The sequence below is a fragment of the Acinetobacter sp. TUM15064 genome, assembly GCF_008980265.1.
Lineage (GTDB): Bacteria > Pseudomonadota > Gammaproteobacteria > Pseudomonadales > Moraxellaceae > Acinetobacter.
This window is the reverse complement of record NZ_BKFU01000158.1, coordinates 1-970: the sequence shown is the minus strand read 5'-3', so window position 1 is coordinate 970 and position 970 is coordinate 1. Positions and strand designations below refer to the sequence as shown.

Annotated in this window: 1 protein-coding gene and 1 pseudogene; both read right to left on the bottom strand. The window is 33.9% G+C overall.

All coding sequences use genetic code 11. The features are described 5' to 3' along the window. Window positions 1–36: 36 nt before the first annotated feature. Window positions 37–162 (bottom strand): annotated as a pseudogene (locus GBI16_RS18175) (IS1 family transposase); the annotation flags it as partial. A 28-nt stretch (window positions 163–190) separates the two neighbouring features. Then, the gene (locus GBI16_RS18170) at window positions 191–811 is read right to left on the bottom strand and encodes an IS1595 family transposase (protein WP_114837874.1); all 621 of its coding nucleotides are present in this window, start codon (window positions 809–811) and stop codon (window positions 191–193) included. Window positions 812–970: the final 159 nt, after the last annotated feature.

Sequence of the window (970 nt, the reverse complement as noted above, 5' to 3'; positions counted from 1 at the left end):
AAAAAATCCGGTGGTGTTTTAAAAAGTATGCTGACATTAAATGAAGCCATTATTGATGTAAAAGAAGGTTAAGTCGAAGGCTTTAAAATGGTTTTCAAGCTTTTTGGAGAAATTACAACTTCTTCTAAAACCACGTCTTATTCGATGCCTTATTTTGCAAGGCTCTAGACTAGCAGATTTGCACTTAGTTTTACCTAATGAGGTCCCACAACTCTGTTGCTAGCTCATTAGGCTCCCTCATCCAACGCCATTCTGTTTCTTTAAGATGATAATCAAAATACTCTTTTGATATACCGTTGAACTTTGCTAGCCTTCTTTTACAAAAGCTCCAGAATGATTCTATTCCATTTATATGACATTGTCCTCTAGCAAATTCATTCACTCCATGATTTACTCTAAAATGCTTTGAGTAACCAACATCTACCAAACCATTGTATCCACGCCAACCATCACTATAAATTACACTTTCAAGTGCAACTTTACCTAAGATAACTTTTTGTAATGTAGTCTTTTTACAATCAGGGACTATTTCTGTATAAACTCGACCATTCCTTTCAAATATTCCAAATACAGGTTGTTTTAAAGTACCTCGACCTCGCTTCAACTTCCCATGAAAACCACGTTGTCTTTTTGCCCTAAAATAGCTCTCATCAATTTCAATAGAACCTACAAACTTTGCTCTTAAATCTGTTTGATGATCGTAGATTGCTTTTCTAAAAAGCATGTACCAATAGTTGATGGTATTACGGTTCAAGTTAAGCAATAAGGCTGTTTTAGAAGCAGGAATATCAATGCAAAAGCACTGAATAATTTTTTAAATCTTATAGTGACTTAATTTACTGTTTTCTATCATGATTCTAGACTAACATATCTATTCTGCTAGTCTAGAGCCTTAATAAATAAGAGTATCCATGTCTATCCTCAACTTTACTTATTTTCAGATAGCAACCAATCGAGAGCACTCATTTTT